Raw genomic sequence first — 774 nt, 5'->3', positions numbered from 1 at the left:
TGGGACATTACCCTCCCAGACAAAAGCCATGTGGGATGAAGTCATCCGTGAAATCCCCAGAATGTGGGAACAGAAAGACTACGCATTCGAAGGGAACGGTTGGTCAGTTCCTGGACCCCACAACATACTTCCCAAACCTTATGGGAAAGGGCACCCACCTATCTGGGTTGCTTGTGGAAACCCTGAAACATTCGCGAAAGCTGGGTCCTTAGGAATAGGCGCTATCGCCTTTAACTTTGAACCCATTCATAACCTTAAAGGAAGACTTGAAGCCTACAAAGAAGCTGCTGAGTCACCGGTTGAGGTTATCGGACAATTCCAAAACAATAATGTGATGATGACGAACGGAGTTATCTGCCTTGAAGATCGTGAGCGAGCACGTGAAATAGCGAAAGCAAGAGGTAGAGGCTATCTCGTTACCATGGTCAACCTGTACCACGACACCATGCCCAAATCACCGGATGGAATCACGTGGCCAAATGCACCAGCGAGCACACTCATAGAGTGGACAGATGAAATGCTTGATCAAATTATCGAAGCAGGATACATGTTATGCGGTAACCCAGAAGAAGTTTCCGAACAATTAGAGGCCTACCAAAGCGTTGGCTGCGATCAAGTCGTCTTCGGTCTACCTATTGAAGGAATGCAACATGAAGAGATCAAAGAAATGCTTGAAATCTTCGGTGATCAAGTTATTCCTGAATTTGATAAAGACCCTGTTCACTCAACGACGCGGATGCGTGAAACAGCACAACCAAAATATCCGGCATTTAA

At 46.4% G+C, this 774-nt stretch carries 1 protein-coding gene; it reads left to right on the top strand.

Going from position 1 to position 774, the window contains the following annotated elements:
* Window positions 1-28: 28 nt before the first annotated feature.
* The coding region (locus QF777_12005; protein ID MDP6912259.1) for an LLM class flavin-dependent oxidoreductase at window positions 29-774 on the top strand (746 nt) is incomplete at its 3' end.

It is taken from the genome of Acidimicrobiales bacterium, from assembly GCA_030747595.1.
Classification (GTDB): Bacteria; Actinomycetota; Acidimicrobiia; order Acidimicrobiales; family MedAcidi-G1; genus UBA9410.
The sequence above is the reverse complement of the archived record's forward strand: the minus strand, read 5'-3'. Positions and strand labels throughout refer to the sequence as shown.